This window comes from Bacillus sp. FSL L8-0152 (assembly GCF_038006365.1).
Lineage (GTDB): Bacteria > Bacillota > Bacilli > Bacillales > Bacillaceae_G > Bacillus_A > Bacillus_A cereus.
In genome coordinates this window covers 3,896,014-3,920,613 of sequence record NZ_JBBOVB010000001.1, presented here as the reverse complement: position 1 = coordinate 3,920,613, position 24,600 = coordinate 3,896,014, and the positions used below count along the sequence as shown (strand labels likewise).

Below are 24,600 nucleotides of genomic sequence, written 5' to 3'. Positions count from 1 at the left end.
CCTCTTACTTGAGGGTGTCTTTTTACACTTTTTCTGTTTACATAATAAAAATTATGGGTAAGGAGAATTGAGATGAAAAGAGAGCGATTATTACATCTTCATTACTTGCTAGCAGATTATTGGAAAGCGATGGAGAGGCTACTATATGTCGATCCAGAATTAAAGAACATATATACTTTTAACGAAAAACAAATGGAATACTACACTGGAATATCCTCGAAAAAATCTTCAGAACTAGTGAAATTTCTTCAAAGTTCAAATCTTCCGCAATATATATCTTATTTAGAGAAAAATCGTATTTTTTATATAACGATATGGGATGAAAATTATCCGCAATTATTACGTGAAATACAAGATCCTCCCTTCGTTTTATATGGAAAAGGAGAGAAAGATTTTCTCAATAAAGTAAATAAATTAGCAGTTGTTGGAACGAGAGAACCATCATTATATGGTCATGAGAGTTTGAAGTTTATTTTACACCCTTTATTAGAAAGAGAGTGGCTTATTGTCAGTGGGTTTGCAAAAGGGATAGATACAATGTCTCATGAGATTACAGTAAGGCATCATTGCCCGACTATTGCAATATTAGGGCACGGATTGTCGTTTATGTATCCGAAAGAAAATAGACATTTATATGAAATGTGGAAGGAATATATATTGTTATTGACAGAGTATCCTCCGCACTATGCACCGAAAAAATGGTATTTTCCAAAAAGGAACCGGATTGTTAGTGGTATAAGTAAAGGTGTTTTAGTTGTAGAAGCCAAATCGAGAAGTGGAACACTTATTACTGCAGACCTTGCGTTAGAGCAAAATAGAGAGGTGTTTGCGCTTCCTGGACCTATATTTATAGAGGGGGCATCGGGAACGAATCATCTTATTCAACAAGGAGCAAAATTAGTAAGAAATGCAGAAGATATCTTGGAGGAGATTTTAAATTAACCTTATATTTTTAAATTTTTATTAAACAATTATTGACAAATGGTAGATTGGCACTGTATGGTATATTCATTCTTGATTGACAAAAACAAGAGAAATCAATAAGATTAATGAAGACTTGAATCCACCTCTTAAGGAGGCACTAGCATGTCAGATTACCTCGTAATCGTGGAGTCGCCTTCTAAGGCGAAGACCATTGAGAAATATTTAGGGAAAAAATACAAAGTTGTCGCGTCTATGGGACATGTTCGCGATTTGCCAAAAAGTCAAATGGGGATAGAAGTAAAGAACAACTTCACCCCGAAGTATATTACCATTCGTGGTAAAGGTCCCGTCTTAAAGGATTTAAAATCAGCGGCGAAAAAAGCAAAGAAAGTTTATCTCGCGGCCGATCCAGACCGCGAAGGGGAAGCGATTGCTTGGCATTTAGCGAATACGTTAAATGTGGACGTTGAATCAGATTGTCGGGTTGTGTTTAATGAGATTACGAAAGATGCAATCAAAGAATCATTTAAACATCCTCGCGCAATTAATATGGATTTAGTAGATGCACAACAAGCAAGACGCATACTTGATCGTCTTGTTGGTTACAATATTAGTCCTTTATTATGGAAGAAAGTAAAAAAAGGATTAAGTGCAGGGCGTGTACAATCTGTAGCAGTTCGTTTAATCATCGAACGTGAAAAGGAAATTCAAAGCTTTGAACCTGAAGAATTCTGGACAATTAAAACAGAATTTGTAAAAGGAAAAGACACATTTGAAGCAAGTTTTTACGGTGTAGATGGTGAAAAAGTTCAATTAACGAATGAAACGCAAGTGAATGAAATAATTGAACAGATGAAAGACAATGCGTTTTCAGTTGAAAATGTAACGCGCAAAGAGCGAAAACGTAATCCTGCATTACCGTTTACAACATCTTCCTTGCAACAAGAAGCAGCACGTAAGTTAAATATGCGAGCAAAGAAAACGATGATGCTTGCACAGCAATTGTATGAAGGGATAGATCTTGGAAAACAAGGAACTGTAGGTCTTATTACGTATATGAGAACTGATTCAACACGTATCTCAGAAACAGCTCAAACAGAGGCACGTACTTACATCACTGAAGCGTATGGTACGGAATACATAGGAACAGAAAAGAAGAAAGAATCGAAAAAGTCAAATGCACAAGATGCACATGAGGCAATTCGTCCTACTTCGGTAATGAGAAAGCCAGAGGAACTGAAAAGTTTCTTAAGTCGTGATCAACTTCGATTATATAAATTGATTTGGGAGCGATTTGTTGCAAGTCAAATGGCGTCTGCTATAATGGATACTGTGACAGCGAGACTCATTAATAACAATGTTCAGTTCCGTGCAAGTGGATCGGTTGTAAAGTTCCCAGGATTTATGAAAGTGTATGTAGAGTCGAAAGATGATGGTGCGGAAGAAAAGGATAAGATGTTGCCGCCTTTAGAAGTAGGGGAAACTGTATTTTCAAAGGATTTAGAACCGAAGCAACATTTTACACAACCTCCTCCGCGCTATACAGAGGCCCGTCTAGTAAGAACACTTGAAGAACTTGGAATTGGAAGACCGTCGACTTATGTACCTACACTTGAAACGATTCAAAAACGTGGATATGTAGGTTTGGATAATAAACGCTTCGTTCCGACTGAACTTGGTGAAATAGTAATTGAACTTATTTTAGAGTTTTTCCCAGAAATTATTAACATTGAATTTACTGCCAATATGGAGCAAAGCCTTGATGAAGTAGAAGAAGGAAATGCCAATTGGGTGAAAATTGTTGATGATTTCTACGTAGGATTTGAACCGCGCTTAGAAAAAGCGGAAAAAGAAATGCGTGAAGTGGAAATTAAAGATGAGCCAGCTGGGGAAGACTGTGAATTATGCGGACATCCAATGGTCTTTAAAATGGGTAAATACGGGAAGTTTATGGCTTGTTCGAATTTCCCTGATTGTCGTAATACAAAAGCGATTGTGAAAGAAATCGGTGTAACTTGTCCGAAATGTGAAGAAGGACAAATTATTGAGCGTCGCAGTAACAAAAAGAAACGTCTTTTCTATGGATGCGGTACGTATCCAGAGTGTGACTTTGTATCTTGGGATAAGCCAATTGGTCGTAAATGTCCGAAGTGTGAAGGCATGCTTGTAGAGAAAAAGTTAAAAAAAGGCGTGCAAGTACAATGTATTTCGTGCGATTATGAAGAAGAACAACAAATGTGAGCGTAACTGCTCACATTTTTTTCGGGAAGAAAAGGAAAGGTGATATAAATGACAACACAAGTAGTAAACGTCATTGGCGCAGGTCTTGCAGGAAGTGAAGCAGCTTACCAAATTGCAAAACGTGGTGTCCAAGTTAGATTATATGAAATGAGGCCGGTAAGGCAAACACCAGCTCATCACACAGATAAATTTGCTGAATTAGTATGTAGTAACTCACTTCGTGCAAACACTTTAACAAATGCAGTTGGAGTTATTAAAGAGGAAATGCGTTTAATGGATTCTGTAATTATTCGTGCGGCAGACGAGTGCTCTGTACCAGCTGGAGGTGCTTTAGCTGTAGACCGTCATGAGTTCGCAGCTAAAGTAACAGAATACGTAAAAAACCATCCGAATGTAACTGTAGTGAACGAAGAGCTTACTGAAATTCCAGAAGGACCAACAATTATTGCAACAGGTCCACTTACATCTCCTGATCTTGCTGCACAATTAAAAGAACTAACAGGTGAAGATTATTTCTATTTCTACGATGCGGCAGCACCAATCGTAGAAAAAGACAGCATTGACATGAATAAAGTATATTTAAAATCGCGTTATGACAAAGGTGAAGCTGCATATTTAAATTGCCCAATGACAGAAGAAGAGTTTGACCGTTTTTATGAGGCTTTAATTGCTGCTGAGACAGTGCCTTTAAAAGAGTTTGAAAAAGAAATTTTCTTTGAAGGTTGTATGCCAGTAGAAGTTATGGCAAGTAGAGGGAGACAGACGCTAGTATTTGGACCTATGAAACCTGTTGGATTGGAAGATCCAAAAACAGGAAAAACGCCATATGCTGTTGTTCAGTTGCGTCAAGATGATGCAGCGGGAACTTTATACAATATCGTAGGTTTCCAAACGCATTTAAAATGGGGACCACAAAAAGAAGTGCTACAGTTAATTCCGGGACTGGAAAATGCAGAGATTGTACGTTATGGTGTAATGCATCGTAATACGTTTATTAATTCACCTAATTTGCTTCGTCCAACATATCAATATAAACAACGTGATGATTTATTCTTCGCTGGTCAAATGACTGGAGTAGAGGGATATGTTGAATCAGCAGCATCAGGATTATTAGCGGGAATTAATGCTGCACGTCTTGTGCAAGGTGAAGAGCCAGTTGTATTACCGTCAGTAACTGCAATGGGTAGCATGGCAAATTACATTACGGCAACAAATGCTAAAAACTTCCAACCGATGAATGCAAACTTCGGTCTATTTGCACCGTTAGAGAAAAAGATCAAAAAGAAAGCGGAACGAAATGAAGCATACGCAACACGAGCTTTAGAAACAATTCAAAATTTTGTAAATATTTAGTTAAATTTCTTGCAAAGGCTACTAAGTTGTGATACGATTTAGTAGCCTTTATTGAGGTGAGTTGTGTGAATGTGAAGAAATTGTTACAATTATTCGTTGGATATTTACAAATTGAAAGAAATTATTCAAAATATACAATTGCAAGTTATCAAAATGATTTAGAACATTTTGTGCAATTTATGGAGCGAGAAGGCATATCCTCTTTTTTAGACGTTACATACGCGGATGTTCGTTTGTACTTAACGACGTTGCACGATGAAAAGTTAGCCCGTAAATCTGTCGCAAGAAAAGTATCAAGCTTACGAAGTTTATATCGTTTTTTGATGCGTGAAGGTTATCGAAAAGATAATCCGTTTGCACTTGCGTCACTCCCCAAAAAAGAATTGTCAATCCCAAAGTTTTTATATGCTGAAGAGTTAGAGGAATTATTTGAAGTTTCTGACACGGGAACACCATTAGGTCAAAGGAATCAAGCTTTATTAGAGTTGATGTATGCGACTGGAATCCGTGTCAGTGAATGTGTCAATTTACAACTTACCGATATTGACTTTGCGGTGGGAACAATTTTAGTAATGGGAAAAGGAAAAAAACAAAGGTATATTCCGTTCGGAAGCTATGCGCAAGATTCTTTAATTACTTATATAGAGAATGGGAGAAAACAGTTAGTTAATAAGACTGACGAAGACTCTCGTATGGTATTTTTAAATGCGAAAGGTACACCGCTAACAAGTCGTGGAGTACGTTATGTTTTAAATGAACTCATTAAAAAGGCGTCACTGACAATGCGGATAAGTCCCCATATGTTAAGGCATACATTTGCTACACACATGTTAGATGAAGGGGCGGATTTACGTACTGTACAGGAGCTATTAGGTCATGAGAATTTGTCGACTACACAAATTTATACGCATGTATCTAAAGAAAGATTGCGTTCTGTTTACATGAAGCATCACCCGCGGGCATAAATTGCTTTAAAAGCTATAAAAACAAATAAAGGAGTTTTTTCTATGGGGAATTTCCACGCTACAACGATATTTGCAGTTCATCATAATGGAGAATGTGCAATGGCTGGAGATGGTCAGGTGACAATGGGAAATGCTGTTGTAATGAAACATACAGCTCGTAAAGTTCGCAGACTTTTCCAAGGTAAAGTTTTAGCTGGTTTTGCAGGTTCAGTTGCTGATGCATTTACTCTTTTTGAAATGTTTGAAGGGAAATTAGAAGAGTATAATGGCAACTTGCAGCGTGCTGCTGTTGAAATGGCAAAACAATGGCGTGGCGATAAAATGTTACGTCAACTAGAAGCGATGCTCATTGTCATGGATAAAACAACTATGCTTCTTGTTTCAGGTACAGGAGAAGTGATTGAACCGGATGATGGTATTTTAGCAATTGGATCTGGTGGAAATTATGCGCTTTCTGCAGGTCGTGCTTTAAAGCAATATGCAAGTGAACACTTAACAGCGAAACAAATTGCGAAAGCGAGTTTAGAGATTGCTGGTGATATTTGTGTTTATACGAATCACAACATAATTGTTGAAGAATTGTAGAATCGTAAGGGAGGCATTTTATATGCATTTACATTTTACTCCGCGCCAAATTGTGGAAAAATTAGATCAATATATCATCGGTCAAAAAGACGCAAAGAAAGCGGTTGCTGTAGCGTTGAGAAATCGATACCGTCGCAGTAAATTAGCTGAAAATTTACGTGATGAAATAGCACCTAAAAACATTTTGATGATTGGACCGACAGGTGTTGGGAAAACAGAGGTAGCACGACGAATGGCGAAACTCGTTGGAGCACCTTTTATTAAGGTTGAGGCTACAAAATTCACAGAAGTTGGATATGTGGGTAGAGATGTAGAGTCGATGGTACGTGACCTTGTGGAAACATCGGTTCGTATCGTAAAAGAAGAAATGGTAGTGAAAGTTCAAGATAAAGCAGAAGAGCAAGCGAATCAACGTCTTGTTGAAATTTTAGTACCGAGTCCGGAGAAGCAATCTGGATTTAAAAATCCATTAGAGATGCTTTTTGGGGGCGCTCAAAATTCGAGTCAAACGTCTGATACACAAGAAGATGGTGAAATCGAAAAGAAACGTCAAGATGTGGAGAGAAAGCTTGCTGCAGGGCTTCTTGAAGAAGAGATTGTATCGATTGAAGTGACTGAGCAACAGTCGTCAATGTTTGATATGTTACAAGGAACTGGCATGGAGCAAATGGGAATGAATTTCCAAGATGCGTTAGGGAGTTTTATGCCGAAAAAAACAAAAAAACGTAAACTTTCTGTAAAAGAAGCAAGAAAACTCTTGACAAATGAAGAGGCACAGCGCTTAATTGATATGGATGAAGTTACACAAGAGGCTGTTTATCGTGCTGAACAGCTCGGGATTATTTTTATCGATGAAATTGACAAAATTGCTGGTAAGCAGTCGAATAGCGTAGATGTATCACGTGAAGGTGTGCAACGTGACATTTTGCCAATTGTAGAAGGGTCGAATGTTGCGACAAAATACGGATCAGTAAAAACGGATTATATTTTATTCGTTGCAGCTGGAGCGTTCCATATGTCTAAACCGTCGGATTTAATTCCGGAATTGCAAGGGAGATTTCCGATTCGAGTAGAATTAACAAAATTATCGACAGACGATTTTGTTAAAATATTAATCGAGCCTGACAATGCGTTAATTAAACAATATATGGCATTATTAGCGACTGAAGGTATAGAAATTGAATTTTCAGACGAAGCTATTCGTAAGATTGCTGAGATTGCTTATCAAGTTAATCAGGATACAGATAATATTGGAGCAAGAAGACTTCATACGATTATGGAGAAGCTCCTTGAAGATTTATCGTTTGAAGCATCTGAAATTACGTTAGAGAAAATAACGATAACCCCTCAATACGTTGAGGAGAAATTAGCAACAATTGCTAAAAATAAAGATGTGAGCCAGTTTATTTTGTAATAGTGTCATCAGGTGACTCGCCCTAGTTTCCAAGTGATGAAAAAATATGTGAGTAACATGTAGGAGGAACTTTTGAAATGGAATTATTAGCAAAAACAAGAAAATTAAATGCGTTATTACAGAGCGCAGCAGGGAAGCCTGTAAACTTTAGAGAAATGTCTGACACAATGTGTGAAGTAATCGAAGCAAACGTATTCGTAGTTAGTCGTCGTGGTAAATTACTAGGTTATGCAATTCACCAACAAATCGAAAACGAACGCATGAAGCAAATGCTTGCAGAACGTCAATTCCCAGAAGAATATACACAAAGCTTATTCAACATTACAGAAACATCTTCAAACTTAGATGTGAACAGTGCTTACACAGCATTCCCGGTAGAAAACAGAGAATTATTTGGTCAAGGTTTAACTACAATCGTACCAATCGTTGGTGGTGGTGAGCGTCTAGGTACTTTAGTATTAGCTCGTCTTGGTCAAGAGTTCTTAGATGACGATTTAATCCTTGCTGAGTACAGCTCAACTGTTGTAGGCATGGAAATCTTACGTGAAAAAGCAGAAGAAATCGAAGAGGAAGCACGTAGTAAAGCTGTTGTTCAAATGGCGATCAGCTCATTATCTTACAGTGAGTTAGAAGCAATTGAGCATATCTTCGAAGAATTAAATGGAACAGAAGGTTTACTTGTTGCAAGTAAAATTGCTGATCGTGTAGGAATTACTCGTTCTGTAATCGTAAATGCACTACGTAAATTAGAAAGTGCTGGTGTAATTGAGTCTCGCTCTTTAGGTATGAAAGGAACATACATTAAAGTGCTAAACGACAAGTTTCTACAGGAACTTGCTAAATTAAAAACAAACTAATTTATAAAAAACTCTCCTCGATCGAGGAGAGTTTTTTTGTGCAATGGATTGATGGCGCTTGTGAAAAGTGCCATAAGCGTGTTTTCTGGGAAAACTATTAATTGTGTTTTACTTTTTTGCTTAAAAGAAATGAAGGTTGGTAATACTAGAATTCGAGTATGAACAAAGAAAGTTTTACATTGTTCGCATTTTCGACTTGATTGTAATATTTCAGTATGATATAGTAAGCAGTGGTGTCAGTACAAAGTACACACGTTTACTGATTTAAGTGTTGGTGCTACGTTTGTAGTTTCGCTTAGAGATGAAGTAAACGGAGGATATCAAAAACCATTTAGGAGGAACTATATTATGTCAGTAATTTCTATGAAGCAATTGCTTGAAGCTGGTGTTCATTTCGGACATCAAACTCGTCGTTGGAACCCAAAAATGAAGCGTTACATTTTCACAGAGCGTAACGGTATCTACATCATCGACTTACAAAAAACTGTGAAAAAAGTTGAGGAAGCTTACAGAACGATGCGCGACATCGCTGCTGAAGGTGGAGACATCTTATTCGTAGGTACTAAAAAACAAGCACAAGAAGCTATTAAAGAAGAAGCAACTCGTGCTGGTATGTACTTCGTTAACCAACGTTGGTTAGGCGGAACTTTAACAAACTTCCAAACAATCCAAAAGCGTATCAAGCGTCTTAAAGACATCGAAAGAATGCAAGAAGATGGTACTTTCGAAGTACTTCCTAAGAAAGAAGTTGTTCAACTTAAAAAAGAGTTAGAGCGTCTTGAGAAATTCTTAGGCGGTATTAAAGATATGAAAGGTCTTCCAAGTGCATTATTCGTAGTAGACCCTCGTAAAGAGCGTATTGCAGTTGCTGAAGCACGCAAATTACACATTCCAATCATCGGTATCGTTGATACAAACTGTGATCCAGACGAAATCGATCACGTTATTCCAGCAAACGATGATGCAATTCGTGCTGTAAAACTTCTTACATCTAAAATGGCAGACGCGATCCTTGAAGCAAAACAAGGTGAAGAAACTGTTACTGCGTAACAAAGTTGGAAAGGTGATAAGGGGTTCGGCCTTTTATCACCTTTTTTAAGGTATAAACACCTTTATAAAAGGTATAAATACATATTTTAGGAGGATGAAAAATATGGCAATCACTGCTCAAATGGTAAAAGAATTACGTGAAAAAACTGGCGCAGGTATGATGGACTGCAAAAAAGCTTTAACAGAAACTAACGGCGACATGGAGAAGGCAATTGACTTCTTACGCGAAAAAGGTATTGCGAAAGCTGCTAAAAAAGCAGACCGCATTGCTGCTGAAGGTTTAACTTTCATCGAAACAAACGGTAACGACGCTTTAATCTTAGAATTAAACTCTGAAACTGATTTCGTTGCGAAAAACGAAGGTTTCCAAGCACTAATTAAAGAATTAGCTGCTCACTTATTAACTAACAAACCAGCTAACGTTGAAGAAGCTATGGCTCAAACAATGGAAAACGGTAAAAACGTTGAAGAGCACATCAATGAAGCAATCGCTAAAATTGGTGAAAAACTTACACTTCGTCGTTTCGAAATCGTATCAAAAACTGATGCAGATGCATTCGGCGCTTACCTACACATGGGTGGACGCATTGGTGTATTAACAGTTCTTGAAGGTTCTACTGATGAAGCTGCTGCTAAAGATGTTGCAATGCACATCGCTGCAGTTAACCCTAAATACATCGACCGCGATGCTGTAACAGCTGAAGAAGTTGAGCATGAGCGTCAAGTATTAACACAACAAGCATTAAACGAAGGCAAGCCTGAAAAAATCGTTGCAAAAATGGTTGAAGGCCGTCTAGGCAAATTCTTCGAAGAGATTTGCTTACTTGACCAAGCATTCGTTAAAAACCCTGATATGAAAGTTCGTCAGTTCGTTGAGTCTAAAGGCGGAACATTAAAAGGATTCGTTCGCTACGCTGTTGGTGAAGGTATCGAAAAACGCGAAGACAACTTTGCTGAAGAAGTAATGAACCAAGTAAAAGGTAGTAACTAATACAGATTAGGGAACACATTGTGTTCCCTTTTTTAAAATAAAGATGTAAGCAATTGGAGGTTCATTATGAGTAAACCGAAATATAATCGTGTCGTTTTAAAGCTAAGTGGAGAAGCTTTAGCTGGAGAGCAAGGATTTGGAATTAATCCAACTGTTATTAAGTCAGTTGCAGAACAAGTAAAAGAAATTGCAGAACTTGATGTAGAGGTTGCTGTTGTTGTTGGTGGCGGTAACATTTGGCGTGGGAAAATTGGAAGTGAAATGGGCATGGATCGTGCAGGAGCAGATTACATGGGCATGTTAGCTACAGTTATGAATTCATTAGCTCTTCAAGATAGCTTGGAGAATATTGGAATCCAAACTCGTGTACAAACTTCAATTGAGATGCGTCAAGTGGCAGAGCCTTACATTCGCCGTAAAGCAGTTCGTCACTTAGAGAAAAAACGTGTTGTTATCTTTGCAGCAGGTACAGGTAATCCATACTTCTCTACAGATACAACAGCAGCATTACGTGCAGCGGAAATCGAAGCAGACGTTATTTTAATGGCAAAAAATAATGTGGATGGCGTATATAGCGCAGATCCATCTATTGACCCAACAGCTACGAAATACGAAACGCTTACTTACTTAGATGTATTAAAAGAAGGTTTAGGTGTAATGGATTCTACAGCTTCTTCTCTATGTATGGATAATGATATTCCATTAATTGTATTCTCAGTTATGGAAAAAGGTAATATTAAACGTGCCGTTTTAGGCGAAAATATTGGAACAGTTGTAAGGGGGAAATAAATATGGGACAACAAGTATTGAAGTCTTCAAATGAAAAAATGGAAAAAGCAGTTGCTGCTTATTCTCGTGAATTAGCAACAGTTCGCGCTGGTCGTGCAAGCTCGTCTGTATTAGATAAGGTACAAGTTGATTACTATGGTGCACCAACACCAGTTGTGCAATTAGCGAACATTACAGTTCCAGAAGCACGTTTACTTGTAATTCAACCTTATGATAAAACTTCTATCGGTGATATCGAAAAAGCAATTTTAAAAGCAGATTTAGGCTTAAACCCTTCTAATGATGGAACTGTAATTCGTATTGCATTCCCTGCATTAACAGAAGAGCGTCGTCGTGATCTTGTTAAAGTTGTGAAAAAATATGCTGAAGAAGCAAAAGTAGCTGTTCGTAACGTACGTCGTGACGGAAATGATGATCTTAAGAAGCTTGAAAAAGCTGGCGAGATTACAGAAGATGATTTAAGAGGATATACTGAAGATATCCAAAAAGAAACAGATAAATATATTGCAAAAGTTGACGAAATCGCAAAAAACAAAGAAAAAGAAATCATGGAAGTGTAATAGCGATAACTTCGCAAATATGACCCTCTTCTTAAGGGGGTCTTTTTACACTTTTAGGCATACGTCTGCTTGTTGGAGGGTATGAATGATGTTTAAAAACTTTCCTTTTTTTAAAGGTAAAAAGGACACATCGTTTGATCATCTCGTTGAAGAAGTGAAAAAAGGATATATCCCAGAACATATTGCCATCATTATGGATGGGAATGGAAGATGGGCAAAGAGGAGAGCAATGCCTCGTATTGCGGGACATCATGAAGGTATGCAAGTTGTAAAGAAAATTACAAAATTTGCAAGTAAACTTAATGTGAAAGTGTTAACTCTTTATGCTTTTTCAACTGAGAACTGGAAAAGACCGAAAAAGGAAGTTGATTATTTAATGAAGCTTCCAGAAGAATTTCTAGGTACATTTTTACCAGAATTGATTGAAGAAAACGTACAAGTCCGAGTAATAGGGCAAAAAGATCGTCTTCCTACGCATACACGCAGAGCGATGGAGAAAGCCATGGAAGATACGAAAGAGAATACGGGATTAATTCTTAATTTCGCGTTAAACTATGGAAGTCGAGATGAAATCGTTTCTGCTGTGCAACATATGATGAAAGATAATGAGGAAGGAAAAATTCGTTCTGAAGAGGTAAGTGAAGAAATGCTTTCCTCCTACTTAATGACGAGTTCTTTACCCGATCCAGAGTTATTAATCCGAACAAGCGGAGAGCTACGTATTAGTAATTTCATGTTATGGCAAATTGCATATTCGGAGTTTTGGTTTACAGATGTGTATTGGCCAGACTTCAAAGAAGAACATTTGCTAAATGCGATTACTGACTTTCAACATAGAGGGCGCAGATTCGGAGGCGTGTAGAAAGAGAGGGTTTGGTAGTGAAACAGAGAATTATTACTGGAGTGGTTGCTGCCGCGCTATTCATTCCCATCGTAATATACGGTGGCGTGCCTTTTACGGTTTTAGTGTATGCACTTGCTTCTATAGGTTTATATGAATTAATTCGTATGAATAAGCTTACGCTTATTTCAGTACCGACAGTTTTAGCTGCAGTATTATTGTGGATTCTTTTAATTCCAAGTAGTGCATCAGAACTGTTTACATGGATTGGATTAGGTAAATTGGAAATCACATTTGTGATTGTTTTATTACTTTTATCATATACAGTCCTTTCTAAGAATACATTTACTTTTGATAATGCTTCATTTTTACTAATGGCAACGACATATGTGGCAATGGGATTCTTATATTTAAATGAAACGAGAATATTAGGAATTAAATATGTGTTTTGTGCATTATTTGTTATATGGGCTACTGATTCAGGCGCATATTTCGTAGGAAAAGCATTGGGCAAGAGAAAATTGTGGCCAGAAATTAGTCCAAATAAAACGATTGAAGGTTCATTAGGCGGCATCGTTTGTGGAATTATTGTGGCACTTGTTTACAACGTGTTCTTCCCAGTCGAATCGAATGTAGTAATTTTAATTGTGCTGACAATTATCATTTCTATTTTTGGACAAATTGGTGATTTAGTACAATCTGCTTTTAAACGTCATTATGGCGTAAAGGATTCAGGTACAATTTTACCTGGGCATGGTGGTATATTAGATCGAACAGATAGTTGGTTATTCGTTTTACCAATTCTCTACTTCTTATTACAATACAATTAATAAATGAACGAGGGGTTGGAGTCATGAAAAACATTAGTTTATTAGGTGCAAGCGGATCAATTGGTACACAAACTTTAGATGTATTACGCTCGCACCCAGACCAATTCCGTCTCGTTGCTTTTTCTGTAGGGAAAAATATTGACTACGCAGTAAAGGTAATTCAAGAATTTTCTCCGCAAATCGTCTCTGTGCAAAGAGAGGAAGATGTTTTAAAATTACAAACTGTTTCTGGTAATACAAAAATTGTATATGGTAGTGAAGGACTTTTAGAAGTAGCATTACATCCAGATGCGGAGATTGTAGTAAATGCTGTTGTAGGTAGCGTAGGGTTGTTACCGACACTTCGTGCGATTGAGGCGAAAAAAACAATTGGAATTGCAAATAAAGAAACGTTAGTAACTGCAGGACATCTTGTAATGGAAGCAGCGCGAAAACATAATGTTTCGTTACTTCCAGTAGATAGTGAACATTCGGCTATTTTTCAATGCTTGAATGGTGAAAATGAAAAAAGAATTTCTCGTCTTATTATAACGGCTTCTGGTGGAAGTTTCCGTGATAAAACGAGAGATGAATTGCATCATGTGACCGTAGAAGATGCGCTTCGACATCCAAACTGGTCAATGGGTTCGAAAATTACAATTGATTCTGCTACAATGATGAATAAGGGACTAGAAGTAATTGAAGCACATTGGCTTTTTGGTATCCCTTATGAGCAAATCGATGTTGTTTTACATAAAGAAAGTATTATCCATTCTATGGTTGAATTTGAAGATCGTAGTGTAATGGCGCAGCTTGGTTCACCTGATATGCGAGTACCAATTCAATACGCACTTACATATCCTGATAGATTGCCTCTTTCAGACACAAAACAGTTAAACTTATGGGAAATAGGGACGTTGCATTTTGAGAAAATGGACCAAGAACGATTCCGTTGTTTACGTTTTGCGTATGAAGCTGGAAAAGCTGGTGGAAGTATGCCAGCTGTAATGAACGCAGCAAATGAAGTAGCTGTTGAAGCTTTTTTACAAAAGAGAATTGGTTTCTTAACAGTGGAAGACCTCATTGAAAAAGCAATGAACCATCACAATGTCATTGCACGTCCGAGCTTAGAGGAAATTCTGGAAATTGATGCAGCCACAAGACGGTTTGTGATGGAACAAATTTAGCAAAGGTGGTTATGGAATTGAATACAGCGATTGCCTTTATATTAATTTTCGGTGCACTCGTATTTTTCCATGAGCTAGGGCATCTATACTTCGCGAAAAGAGCAGGCATTTTATGCCGCGAGTTTGCGATTGGTTTTGGTCCGAAAATATTCTCATTTGAAAAGAATGAAACGGTGTATACGATTCGATTACTGCCTCTGGGTGGCTATGTAAGAATGGCTGGCGAGGATGCAGACACAGTTGAGTTAAAGCCAGGGAAAAAGGTTGGCCTTGTGCTAAATGAAAAAGACGAAGCTGTGAAATTAGTTTTTGATGGATATGAAAAATATCCAAATGTTCGTGTTATTGAAGTCGAACAAGCTGATTTAGAGCATAATCTAACGATTTCAGGCTATGAAGAGTATGAGGAAGAGCTTCAAACATTCCGAGTGAATGAAAAGGCTCGCATCATTACTGCTGGAGAAGAAATTCAAATTGCTCCATATAACAGGCAATTTGGCTCTAAAAAATTGGGTCAACGCGCTTTAACAATCTTTGCGGGTCCTGCAATGAACTTCATTTTAGCATTTGTTATTTTTGTGATTCTTGGATTTGTACAAGGGGTTCCTATTGACAAACCAATGGTCGGAAAAGTGATGGATAATAGTGCAGCACAGCAAGCTGGCCTGAAAGAGAATGATACAATTCAAGCGATTGATGGGAAAAACACAAGTACATGGAAAGATGTTGTTACTATTGTACGTGAAAACCCGAATAAAGAAATTACGTTACAAGTAAAGCGTGATAATGAACAGTTTAATGTGAAAGTAACGCCAACACTTGATAAAGAAGGAAAAGACGAAGTTGGTAGAATTGGTGTTTATTCTCCTGTAGAGAAAACAGTAATGGGTTCTATTAAATCAGGATTTGAACAAACGTACCAATGGACGAAACTAATTTTTGAATCTCTTGTGAAATTAGTAACTGGTCAATTTTCTATTAATGAGTTGTCAGGTCCAGTAGGAATTTATAATCTAACAGATCAAGTTGTAGATTATGGATTTACGCGTGTACTAAGTTTAGCGGCAGTTCTAAGCATTAATCTTGGTTTATTTAATTTATTACCAGTTCCTGCTTTAGATGGTGGCCGTTTATTCTTCTTCTTAATTGAAGCGTTACGAGGGAAACCAATTGACCGTCAAAAAGAAGGAATGGTTCATTTTATTGGTTTTGCATTATTAATGTTATTAATGTTAGTTGTAACATGGAATGACATTCGTAAGTTTTTCTTGTAAAATAGAATGAAACTAATAATGAAATAGAGCTCGTAGAATAAAATCCCTCACCTAATTCGAGGTGAGGGGTTTTACTGCGTGTAAGAGTAAAATGAAGAGGTGCAAATAAATGAAACAAAGTATGGTATTCAGTCCTACATTACGTGAAGTTCCAGCTGATGCTGAAATTAAGAGTCATCAATTATTACTTCGCGCAGGTTTTATGCGTCAAAATGCTTCTGGTATTTATAGTTTTCTACCATTTGGATTAAAAGTATTACACAAAGTAGAACGTATCGTTCGAGAAGAAATGGAGCGTGCAGGAGCTGTAGAATTATTAATGCCAGCTATGCAAGCTGCAGAATTATGGCAAGAATCAGGTCGTTGGTATTCATACGGATCTGAATTAATGCGTATGAAAGATCGTAACGCTCGTGAATTCGCATTAGGAGCGACACATGAGGAAGTAATTACGGATCTTGTGCGTGATGAAGTGAAATCATATAAAAAATTACCGTTAACATTATACCAAATTCAAACAAAATTCCGTGATGAGCAAAGACCTCGTTTCGGTTTATTACGTGGAAGAGAGTTTCTAATGAAAGATGCATACTCTTTCCATGCTACACAAGAGAGCTTAGATGAAGTATACGATCGCTTATATAAAGCATACTCTAACATTTTTGCTCGTTGTGGCTTGAATTTCCGTGCAGTTATTGCTGATTCTGGAGCAATGGGCGGAAAAGATACACATGAATTTATGGTATTATCTGATGTTGGTGAAGATACAATTGCATACTCTGACACATCTGATTATGCAGCAAACATCGAAATGGCTCCTGTTGTAGATACGTATACGAAGAGTGACGAAGCAGAAAAAGCTCTTGAAAAAGTAGCAACACCAGACCAAAAAGCAATTGAAGAAGTATCTGCATTCTTAAACATTGCAGCTGACAAGTGCATTAAGTCTATGGTATTTAAAGTAGATGAGAAATTAGTAGTTGTACTTGTTCGTGGTGATCACGAAGTAAACGATGTGAAAGTGAAAAATGTATACGGCGCTTCAGTTGTTGAGCTTGCTTCTCATGAAGAAGTAAAAGAATTATTAAATTGTGAAATTGGTTCATTAGGGCCGATTGGTGTAACAGGTGATATTGAAATTATTGCTGATCACGCTGTAGCATCAATTGTTAACGGATGTTCAGGAGCGAACGAAGAAGGATTCCATTATGTAAATGTAAATCCAGAACGTGACTTTAAAGTAAGTCAATATACAGATTTACGCTTCATTCAAGAAGGAGACCAATCTCCAGATGGAAACGGAACAATTCTTTTCGCACGCGGAATTGAAGTTGGTCATGTATTCAAATTAGGAACTCGTTATAGTGAAGCAATGAACGCGACATTCCTAGATGAAAACGGAAAAACACAACCACTTATTATGGGTTGTTACGGTATCGGTGTATCTCGTACAGTGGCAGCAATTGCAGAGCAGTTTAACGATGAGAACGGCTTAGTTTGGCCAAAAGCTGTAGCACCATTCCATGTGCATGTAATTCCAGTAAATATGAAATCTGATGCACAACGTGAAATGGGTGAAAATATCTACAACTCATTACAAGAACAAGGCTATGAAGTGTTATTAGACGATCGTGCAGAACGTGTAGGTGTTAAGTTTGCAGATGCAGATTTATTCGGTCTTCCAGTTCGCGTTACAGTTGGTAAAAAAGCAGACGAAGGTATTGTAGAAGTGAAAGTACGTGCTACAGGTGAGTCTGAAGAAGTAAAAGTAGAAGAACTTCAAACATATATTGCAAATATTTTAAAATAAGAAGAGGTACCTCGTAATGGGGTACCTTCTCTTTCTTTGTAAACGTATTTTGTAAAAGAAGAAGGAAGAAATCTTTCTTTGTAGTACGTTTCAATTTATAATAGCAAATGGAAGGAGAGTGCTTATGTCTTTAACAAATGAACAACAAGAGCGATTTCAAATTTTGCTCCAGCAGTTGCAAATACCAGACGACCTTATAAATCAATATTTACAAGGCGGTGGTATTGAAAGGCTCGTTATTGATAAAGCGAATAAAAGTTGGCATTTTGATTTACAAGTGCCACGTATTTTGCCTACAGAATTATATGAATTGCTAGAAACAAAGCTTAAGCAATCATTTTCTCATATTGCAAGAACAACATTTGCATTAGAAACAGAGAATAAACAATTTACAGAAGAAGAAGTAAGGGCGTATTGGCCACTTTGTACGGAACGAATTACATTTTCACCCATGTTCGCGTACTTAAAGAAGCAACTTCCGCAGGTGAATGGAGTGAAGTTGTTAATAAATGTAAATAATGAGCTGGAGTCTACTGCTTTAAAGAAAAACGTTGCGAAACCAGTGGGGGATCAATACGAAGCTTTTGGATTCCCGCGTTTCCAGTTAGACACACATATACAGCAAAATGCAGAAGAAATGCAAAAGTTTCGTGAGCAAACGCAGCAAGAAGACCGCGAGCGTGTTATACAAGCTATGGAAGAAATGGCGAAGAAGCAAGCTGAAGAAAGCAGCGTTGTGCATGAAGGACCGATTACACTCGGGTATCTTATTAAGCCGGATGAAGAGATTACACCGATGCGAGAAATTCAAGATGAAGAAAGAAGAAAAACGGTTCAAGGATATGTCTTCCATGTAGAAACAAAAGAGCTTCGTAGTGGGCGTACGTTATTAACTTTAAAAATAACGGATTATACGGATTCTATTATGATCAAAATGTTCTCGCGTGACAAAGAAGATATTCCAATGCTGCAATCCTTGAAAAAAGGAATGTGGGTGAAAGCGCGTGGTTCTGTTCAAAACGATACATTCGTTCGAGATTTAGTAATGATTGCAAATGATATTAATGAAATAACAGGGCCGTCTCGTAAAGATAAAGCGCCAGAAGGCGAAAAGCGTGTAGAACTTCATCTTCACACTCCGATGAGCCAAATGGATGCTGTTACTCCTGTTTCTAGACTTGTTGCCCAAGCTGGTAAATGGGGACATGAAGCTATTGCGGTTACAGACCATGCTGTGGCTCAGTCGTTCCCGGAGGCATATTCTGCGGGGAAAAAAGCTGGAGTTAAAGTTATATACGGTGTAGAAGCGAATTTAGTTAATGATGGTGTACCGATAGCTTATAACGAGGCGCATCGTTTACTTGCAGAGGAAACGTATGTTGTTTTCGACGTTGAGACGACAGGTTTATCAGCTGTATACGACACAGTCATTGAGTTGGCTGCCGTAAAAGTAAAGGGTGGCGAAATCATTGATCGCTTTGAATCTTTCGCAAATCCACATCAACCATTATCAGCGACGATTATTGAATTAACAGGTATTACAGATGATATGTTAACTGATGCACCAGAAGTGGACGAAGTGTTTAAAAAGTTTGAGGAATGGATGGGTGACCATACACTTGTTGCCCATAATGCAAGCTTTGATATGGGCTTTATTAACGTAGGTTTTAAAAAGGCTGGGTTAGAAAAAACGAATAACCCCGTTATTGATACGTTAGAACTTGCACGATTCTTATTCCCAGAAATGAAAAATCATCGATTAAATACGATGTGTAAAAAACTTGATATTGAATTAACGCAACATCACCGTGCGATTTATGATACAGAAGCGACGGGATATTTACTTGTGAAAATGTTGAAAGATGTAATTGAAAAGGGATTTGAATATCACGATCAATTAAATGATAGCATGGGACAAGGGGATGCGTATAAGCGTGGCCGTCCAAGTCATATGACGTTACTTGCCACATCAGATGTTGGGTTGAAAAATTTATATAAACTTGTTTCATATTCTCACCTTAATTACTTTTACCGTGTACCACGAGTACCGAGGTCACTATTAAAAAAATACCGTGAAGGAATTTTAGTAGGAACGGCTTGTGATAAAGGTGAAGTATTTGAGGCAATGATGCAAAAAGCTCCTGAAGAGGTAGAAGAAATTGCACAGTTCTATGATTACATTGAAGTAATGCCTCCAGAGGTGTTGCGTCATTTAGTAGAGCGTGAACTCGTTCGAGATGAAGGACAATTAAAAACAATTATCTCTAACTTAGTAAAACTAGGTGAGACGTTAGATAAACCAGTTGTCGCTACAGGGAACGTGCATTACTTAGATCCAGAAGATGCAATGTATCGTAAAATTTTAGTTAGTTCACAGGGCGGGGCAAATCCGTTAAATCGACATTCATTACCGCCAGTACATTTCCGTACAACTGATGAAATGCTAGAGTGTTTTTCATTTTTAGGTGAGGACAAAGCGAAAGAAGTTGTTGTAACGAATACACAAAAAGTTGCGTCATTAATTGGTGATGTTCGTCCGGTAAAAGATGATCTATATACACCGAAAATTGAGGGTGCCGATGATGAAACACGTGATATGAGTTATAAAATGGCACGCAGTATATATGGTGAAGAACTACCAGAAATTGTAGAGGCTCGCTTAGAAAAAGAATTGAAAAGTATTATTGGACATGGTTTTGCCGTTATTTATTTAATCTCACATAAGCTTGTGAAAAAATCGTTAGTCGACGGATATCTAGTAGGTTCGCGTGGTTCAGTAGGTTCATCGTTCGTTGCAACGATGATGGAAATTACAGAAGTAAACCCATTACCACCACACTATGTCTGTCCAAAATGCAAGCAATCTGAATTCTTTAATGATGGTTCGGTAGGCTCTGGTTTCGACTTACCAGATAAAGATTGTCCGACATGTAATGTGGCATATGTAAAAGATGGACATGATATCCCATTCGAAACGTTCCTTGGATTCAAAGGAGATAAGGTACCCGATATCGATTTGAACTTCTCCGGGGAATACCAACCACGTGCTCATAACTATACGAAAGTACTGTTCGGTGAAGATTATGTATACCGTGCTGGAACGATTGGTACAGTTGCGGAAAAAACAGCTTATGGATATGTAAAAGGTTATGCAAATGATCACAATTTAACAATTCGGAATGCAGAGATTGACCGCTTAGTAGCGGGATGTACAGGGGTAAAACGTACAACTGGACAGCATCCAGGTGGTATAATCGTTGTGCCAGATTACATGGATATTTTTGATTTCTCCCCAATACAGTTTCCTGCTGATTCAATTGGTGCTGAGTGGAGAACAACGCATTTTGACTTCCACTCGATTCATGATAATTTATTGAAACTTGATATACTAGGACACGATGATCCGACCGTTATTCGTATGTTACAAGATTTAAGTGGTATTGATCCGAAAACAATCCCAACGGATGATCCAGAGGTAATGAAAATTTTCTCTGGTCCAGAAACGTTAGGGGTAACGGAAGAACAAATTAACTGTAAAACAGGTACACTTGGTATCCCAGAATTCGGTACGAAATTCGTAAGACAGATGTTAGAAGAGACAAAACCAACGACATTCTCAGAATTGGTCCAAATTTCTGGGCTGTCACATGGTACTGACGTATGGCTGGGTAATGCAAATGAGTTAATTTATAACGGTACATGTACGCTGAGTGAAGTTATCGGTTGTCGTGATGACATCATGGTATATTTAATCTATCAAGGTTTAGATCCATCATTAGCCTTCAAAATCATGGAGTCGGTTCGTAAAGGTAAAGGTGTACCGGAAGAATGGGAAGATGACATGAAAGGTAATAATGTACCAGGTTGGTATATTGATTCATGTAAGAAGATTAAATATATGTTCCCTAAAGCCCATGCGGCTGCTTACGTACTTATGGCTGTGCGTATCGCATACTTTAAAGTACATTTTGCACTTTTATTCTATGCGGCATATTTTACAGTCCGTGCAGATGATTTTGATGTAGAGGCGATGGCGAAAGGTTCAGCATCCATACGTGTGAAAATTGATGAAATAGCTCAAAAAGGATTGGATGCAGCGCCGAAAGAGAAAAGTTTATTAACGGTACTAGAAATGACGCTTGAAATGTGCGAGCGTGGATACTCATTCCAAAAGGTTGATTTATACCGTTCGCATGCAACGGAATTTATTATTGATGGAGACTCATTAATCCCTCCGTTTAATGCAGTGCCTGGTCTTGGTACGAACGCAGCCTTAAGTATTGTGGAAGCGCGCAAAAATGGAGACTTCTTATCAAAAGAAGACTTACAGCAACGAAGTAAGGTTTCGAAAACAATTATTGAGTATTTAGATAGCCAAGGTTGTTTAGGAGATTTGCCGGATCAAAACCAATTATCACTGTTCTAATAGGTAGGAAAAGTCTTTGCAAATCAATATTTGCTATGGTATACTATAAACCGAGATAACCATGTCATGTATATTTTGTGAAAAAGAGAGTGGGGAAACCCACTCTTTCGTGTTACTATCTACATTTTATTCATGTAGATAGTAAAGACATTTCTGTCGTATATACATATTTTGTTACAAGTTTTACTTCTTAAATTTGGTAATACTAAGACAGATATTCCCTGCTTAACGGCAGGGGCTTTTGTTAGCTAACGAGAAAGAATAAGATAGACCGTCTTTATGAACGGGATCTTTTCTTGTAAATGGTACATGGCGGCAGGAAGGAGGCTGTTTATGGATAAGAAAGTCACAGAAGTTGTAGAAGCATTTGCGCAGCCAATCGTTGAAGAGTTAAATCTTGAACTTGTAGATGTAGAGTATGTGAAAGAAGGACAAGACTGGTTCTTACGCGTATTCATCGATTCTGAAAAGGGAGTCGACATTGAAGAATGCGGTGCGGTAAGTGAACGTTTAAGCGAAGCTTTAGATAAAGAGGATCCAATTCCTCACCTTTACTTTTTGGATGTATCATCTCCTGGAGCAGAACGCCCATTAAAGAAAGAGAAAGACTTCCAGCAAGCGGTAGGAAAACAAGTGGCAATTAAAACATATGAGCCGATTGATGGCGAAAAGATGTTTGAAGGAAAGTTACTTTCCTACGACGGTACTACAATTACACTACTATTAACAATTAAAACACGTAAAAAAGAAATCCAAATTCCAATGGATAAAGTTGCAAATGCGCGACTTGCTGTTACGTTTTAGTAAGAAGGGGGATCTTCATGAGCACTGAGTTGTTAGATGCTTTGCTCGTATTAGAGTCAGAAAAAGGTATTAGTAAAGATATTATTATTGATGCGATTGAAGCAGCGTTAATCTCTGCTTATAAACGCAATTTTAACCAAGCACAAAACGTTCGTGTGAGCTTTAACCCAGAAGTGGGAACAATTCAAGTTTTAGCACGTAAGGACGTTGTTGATAATGTGTTTGATCCACGTCTTGAAATCTCTGTAGAAGAGGCAAGACAAATTAATCCAAACTACCAAGATGGCGACGTACTAGAAATTGAAGTAACGCCAAAAGATTTTGGTCGTATTGCAGCGCAAACTGCAAAACAAGTTGTAACACAACGAGTTCGTGAAGCAGAACGTGGTGTTATTTACTCAGAATTTAGTGATCGTGAAGAAGACATTATGGTTGGTATTGTACAACGCCAAGATGCTCGTTTCATCTACGTAAGCTTAGGTAAAGTAGAAGCTTTATTACCTGTAAGTGAGCAAATGCCAAATGAGCAATATAAGCCACATGATCGTATTCGCGTATTTATTACAAAAGTAGAAAAGACAACAAAAGGACCACAAATTTACGTATCACGTACACATCCTGGTCTTTTAAAACGTTTATTCGAAATGGAAGTTCCAGAAATTTATGATGGAACTGTAGAAATTCGCTCTGTAGCGCGCGAAGCAGGAGATCGTTCTAAAATCTCTGTGCATGCAGAAAACATTGATGTTGATCCAGTTGGTTCTTGCGTAGGACCGAAAGGACAACGTGTACAACGTGTTGTAGATGAACTAAAAGGTGAAAAGATTGACATCGTTCGCTGGTCAAATGATCCAGTTGAATATGTTGCAAATGCTTTAAGCCCATCACAAGTTGTTAAAGTACTTGTAGATGAAGATGAAAAAGCAACAACTGTTGTTGTTCCAGACCACCAGCTATCATTAGCTATCGGTAAGCGTGGACAAAATGCGCGTCTTGCAGCTAAATTAACAGGCTGGAAAATTGATATTAAAAGTGAGTCTGATGCGAAACAACTTGGAATTGTAACAGAAGAAGATAGCGTAATCGCATTCGGATTCGATTCAGTTGAAGACGAAATCGAATAGAGGTGATGAGTATGAGCAATCGAAAAGTTCCGTTACGAAAATGTATCGCGACGCAAGAGATGAAATCAAAACGAGAGCTCGTTCGCATTGTTCGTTCCAAAGAGGGCGAAGTGTCTATTGATTTATCTGGAAAAAAATCAGGACGAGGTGCATATTTGTCAAAAGATAAAGAATGCATTATGCAAGCCCAAAAGAAAAACATTTTGGAACATCATCTAAAAGCGAAAATCGACAGTTCTCTGTACGAAGAGCTTCTTGAGCTTGTTGAGAAGGAGTCGAAATAAGTGTCCGATTGGAAATCGTTTTTAGGACTAGCAAATCGCGCTCGAAAAATCATTTCGGGTGAAGAACTCGTTTTAAAAGAAGTACGAAGTGGTAAAGCAAAGCTCGTATTGCTTTCTGAAGATGCGTCAGCGAACACTACTAAACGTATCACGGATAAAACGACGTACTACAACGTACCAATGAAAAAAGTCGAAAATCGACAACAATTAGGGCATGCGATTGGGAGAGACGAGCGAGTCGTTGTAGCTGTGTTAGATGAAGGCTTTGCGAAAAAGCTACGTAGCATGCTCGATACAAATTACCGGGGGTGA

21 protein-coding genes are annotated in these 24,600 nt (G+C 37.9%); all 21 read left to right on the top strand.

Annotated features, from left to right (window positions below; genetic code table 11):
* Nucleotides 1–72: 72 nt before the first annotated feature.
* The 21 genes from dprA (at nt 73) to MHH27_RS19385 (ending at nt 24,600) form a co-directional block, all read left to right on the top strand.
* Nucleotides 73–942: a DNA-processing protein DprA gene (gene dprA / locus MHH27_RS19485; RefSeq protein WP_000818046.1), complete on the top strand. Its 870-nt coding sequence runs from the start codon at nt 73–75 to the stop codon at nt 940–942.
* Nucleotides 943–1,086: 144 nt separating this feature from the next.
* Nucleotides 1,087–3,165: a type I DNA topoisomerase gene (gene topA / locus MHH27_RS19480; protein WP_001286955.1), complete on the top strand. Its 2,079-nt coding sequence runs from the start codon at nt 1,087–1,089 to the stop codon at nt 3,163–3,165.
* A gap of 48 nt (nt 3,166–3,213) precedes the next feature.
* Nucleotides 3,214–4,518: an FADH(2)-oxidizing methylenetetrahydrofolate--tRNA-(uracil(54)-C(5))-methyltransferase TrmFO gene (gene trmFO / locus MHH27_RS19475; protein WP_000213006.1), complete on the top strand. Its 1,305-nt coding sequence runs from the start codon at nt 3,214–3,216 to the stop codon at nt 4,516–4,518.
* Nucleotides 4,519–4,583: 65 nt separating this feature from the next.
* Nucleotides 4,584–5,483 (top strand): tyrosine recombinase XerC, encoded by a 900-nt coding sequence (gene xerC, locus MHH27_RS19470; protein WP_001101245.1) that lies wholly within the window; start codon nt 4,584–4,586, stop codon nt 5,481–5,483.
* 42 nt (nt 5,484–5,525) lie between these two features.
* A complete protein-coding gene (gene hslV / locus MHH27_RS19465) occupies nt 5,526–6,068 on the top strand; it encodes an ATP-dependent protease proteolytic subunit HslV (RefSeq protein WP_000526274.1) in 543 nt (180 codons plus the stop codon).
* 22 nt (nt 6,069–6,090) lie between these two features.
* Nucleotides 6,091–7,482 carry an ATP-dependent protease ATPase subunit HslU gene (gene hslU, locus MHH27_RS19460; protein ID WP_000550085.1) on the top strand — a complete coding sequence of 464 codons (1,392 nt, stop codon included), beginning with the start codon at nt 6,091–6,093 and terminating at the stop codon, nt 7,480–7,482.
* Between the two features lie 77 nt (nt 7,483–7,559).
* Nucleotides 7,560–8,339 (top strand): GTP-sensing pleiotropic transcriptional regulator CodY, encoded by a 780-nt coding sequence (codY, locus tag MHH27_RS19455; protein ID WP_000421290.1) that lies wholly within the window; start codon nt 7,560–7,562, stop codon nt 8,337–8,339.
* Between the two features lie 348 nt (nt 8,340–8,687).
* A complete protein-coding gene (rpsB, locus tag MHH27_RS19450) occupies nt 8,688–9,389 on the top strand; it encodes a 30S ribosomal protein S2 (protein WP_000111485.1) in 702 nt (233 codons plus the stop codon).
* A 103-nt stretch (nt 9,390–9,492) separates the two neighbouring features.
* The gene (tsf, locus tag MHH27_RS19445; protein WP_001018577.1) at nt 9,493–10,380 is read left to right on the top strand and encodes a translation elongation factor Ts; all 888 of its coding nucleotides are present in this window, start codon (nt 9,493–9,495) and stop codon (nt 10,378–10,380) included.
* Between the two features lie 66 nt (nt 10,381–10,446).
* Complete coding sequence (pyrH, locus tag MHH27_RS19440) at nt 10,447–11,169, top strand: UMP kinase (RefSeq protein WP_000042669.1); 723 nt, start codon at nt 10,447–10,449, stop codon at nt 11,167–11,169.
* Between the two features lie 2 nt (nt 11,170–11,171).
* On the top strand, nt 11,172–11,729 hold the full coding sequence (gene frr / locus MHH27_RS19435; RefSeq protein WP_000531505.1) for a ribosome recycling factor: 558 nt from the start codon (nt 11,172–11,174) through the stop codon (nt 11,727–11,729).
* A gap of 85 nt (nt 11,730–11,814) precedes the next feature.
* Entirely contained in the window at nt 11,815–12,591 is a 777-nt protein-coding gene (uppS, locus tag MHH27_RS19430; protein ID WP_000971296.1) for an isoprenyl transferase, read from the top strand.
* 17 nt (nt 12,592–12,608) lie between these two features.
* A complete protein-coding gene (gene cdsA, locus MHH27_RS19425; RefSeq protein WP_000813592.1) occupies nt 12,609–13,400 on the top strand; it encodes a phosphatidate cytidylyltransferase in 792 nt (263 codons plus the stop codon).
* A gap of 23 nt (nt 13,401–13,423) precedes the next feature.
* Nucleotides 13,424–14,566 (top strand): 1-deoxy-D-xylulose-5-phosphate reductoisomerase, encoded by a 1,143-nt coding sequence (dxr, locus tag MHH27_RS19420; RefSeq protein WP_000790379.1) that lies wholly within the window; start codon nt 13,424–13,426, stop codon nt 14,564–14,566.
* A gap of 17 nt (nt 14,567–14,583) precedes the next feature.
* The gene (rseP, locus tag MHH27_RS19415) at nt 14,584–15,840 is read left to right on the top strand and encodes an RIP metalloprotease RseP (protein ID WP_001090233.1); all 1,257 of its coding nucleotides are present in this window, start codon (nt 14,584–14,586) and stop codon (nt 15,838–15,840) included.
* Nucleotides 15,841–15,949: 109 nt separating this feature from the next.
* Entirely contained in the window at nt 15,950–17,650 is a 1,701-nt protein-coding gene (locus MHH27_RS19410; RefSeq protein ID WP_090977191.1) for a proline--tRNA ligase, read from the top strand.
* A 124-nt stretch (nt 17,651–17,774) separates the two neighbouring features.
* Nucleotides 17,775–22,076 (top strand): PolC-type DNA polymerase III, encoded by a 4,302-nt coding sequence (locus tag MHH27_RS19405; RefSeq protein WP_053563760.1) that lies wholly within the window; start codon nt 17,775–17,777, stop codon nt 22,074–22,076.
* Nucleotides 22,077–22,409: 333 nt separating this feature from the next.
* Complete coding sequence (gene rimP / locus MHH27_RS19400; protein WP_000359095.1) at nt 22,410–22,880, top strand: ribosome maturation factor RimP; 471 nt, start codon at nt 22,410–22,412, stop codon at nt 22,878–22,880.
* Nucleotides 22,881–22,897: 17 nt separating this feature from the next.
* Nucleotides 22,898–24,004 (top strand): transcription termination factor NusA, encoded by a 1,107-nt coding sequence (gene nusA / locus MHH27_RS19395; protein WP_000102598.1) that lies wholly within the window; start codon nt 22,898–22,900, stop codon nt 24,002–24,004.
* A gap of 11 nt (nt 24,005–24,015) precedes the next feature.
* Complete coding sequence (rnpM, locus tag MHH27_RS19390; protein WP_000071125.1) at nt 24,016–24,288, top strand: RNase P modulator RnpM; 273 nt, start codon at nt 24,016–24,018, stop codon at nt 24,286–24,288.
* Nucleotides 24,289–24,600 (top strand): YlxQ family RNA-binding protein, encoded by a 312-nt coding sequence (locus MHH27_RS19385; RefSeq protein WP_001286522.1) that lies wholly within the window; start codon nt 24,289–24,291, stop codon nt 24,598–24,600.

Excerpts from the sequence above, each read along its gene's own strand:
- codY (WP_000421290.1), top strand. The coding sequence starts at position 7,560 with ATGGAATTATTAGCAAAAACAAGAAAATTAAATGCGTTATTACAGAGC.
- frr (WP_000531505.1), top strand. The coding sequence starts at position 11,172 with ATGGGACAACAAGTATTGAAGTCTTCAAATGAAAAAATGGAAAAAGCA.
- rimP (WP_000359095.1), top strand. The coding sequence starts at position 22,410 with ATGGATAAGAAAGTCACAGAAGTTGTAGAAGCATTTGCGCAGCCAATC.
- MHH27_RS19405 (WP_053563760.1), top strand. The coding sequence starts at position 17,775 with ATGTCTTTAACAAATGAACAACAAGAGCGATTTCAAATTTTGCTCCAG.
- topA (WP_001286955.1), top strand. The coding sequence starts at position 1,087 with ATGTCAGATTACCTCGTAATCGTGGAGTCGCCTTCTAAGGCGAAGACC.
- hslV (WP_000526274.1), top strand. The coding sequence starts at position 5,526 with ATGGGGAATTTCCACGCTACAACGATATTTGCAGTTCATCATAATGGA.
- uppS (WP_000971296.1), top strand. The coding sequence starts at position 11,815 with ATGATGTTTAAAAACTTTCCTTTTTTTAAAGGTAAAAAGGACACATCG.
- rnpM (WP_000071125.1), top strand. The coding sequence starts at position 24,016 with ATGAGCAATCGAAAAGTTCCGTTACGAAAATGTATCGCGACGCAAGAG.
- pyrH (WP_000042669.1), top strand. The coding sequence starts at position 10,447 with ATGAGTAAACCGAAATATAATCGTGTCGTTTTAAAGCTAAGTGGAGAA.
- dxr (WP_000790379.1), top strand. The coding sequence starts at position 13,424 with ATGAAAAACATTAGTTTATTAGGTGCAAGCGGATCAATTGGTACACAA.
- tsf (WP_001018577.1), top strand. The coding sequence starts at position 9,493 with ATGGCAATCACTGCTCAAATGGTAAAAGAATTACGTGAAAAAACTGGC.
- MHH27_RS19410 (WP_090977191.1), top strand. The coding sequence starts at position 15,950 with ATGAAACAAAGTATGGTATTCAGTCCTACATTACGTGAAGTTCCAGCT.
- rpsB (WP_000111485.1), top strand. The coding sequence starts at position 8,688 with ATGTCAGTAATTTCTATGAAGCAATTGCTTGAAGCTGGTGTTCATTTC.
- hslU (WP_000550085.1), top strand. The coding sequence starts at position 6,091 with ATGCATTTACATTTTACTCCGCGCCAAATTGTGGAAAAATTAGATCAA.
- nusA (WP_000102598.1), top strand. The coding sequence starts at position 22,898 with ATGAGCACTGAGTTGTTAGATGCTTTGCTCGTATTAGAGTCAGAAAAA.
- dprA (WP_000818046.1), top strand. The coding sequence starts at position 73 with ATGAAAAGAGAGCGATTATTACATCTTCATTACTTGCTAGCAGATTAT.
- trmFO (WP_000213006.1), top strand. The coding sequence starts at position 3,214 with ATGACAACACAAGTAGTAAACGTCATTGGCGCAGGTCTTGCAGGAAGT.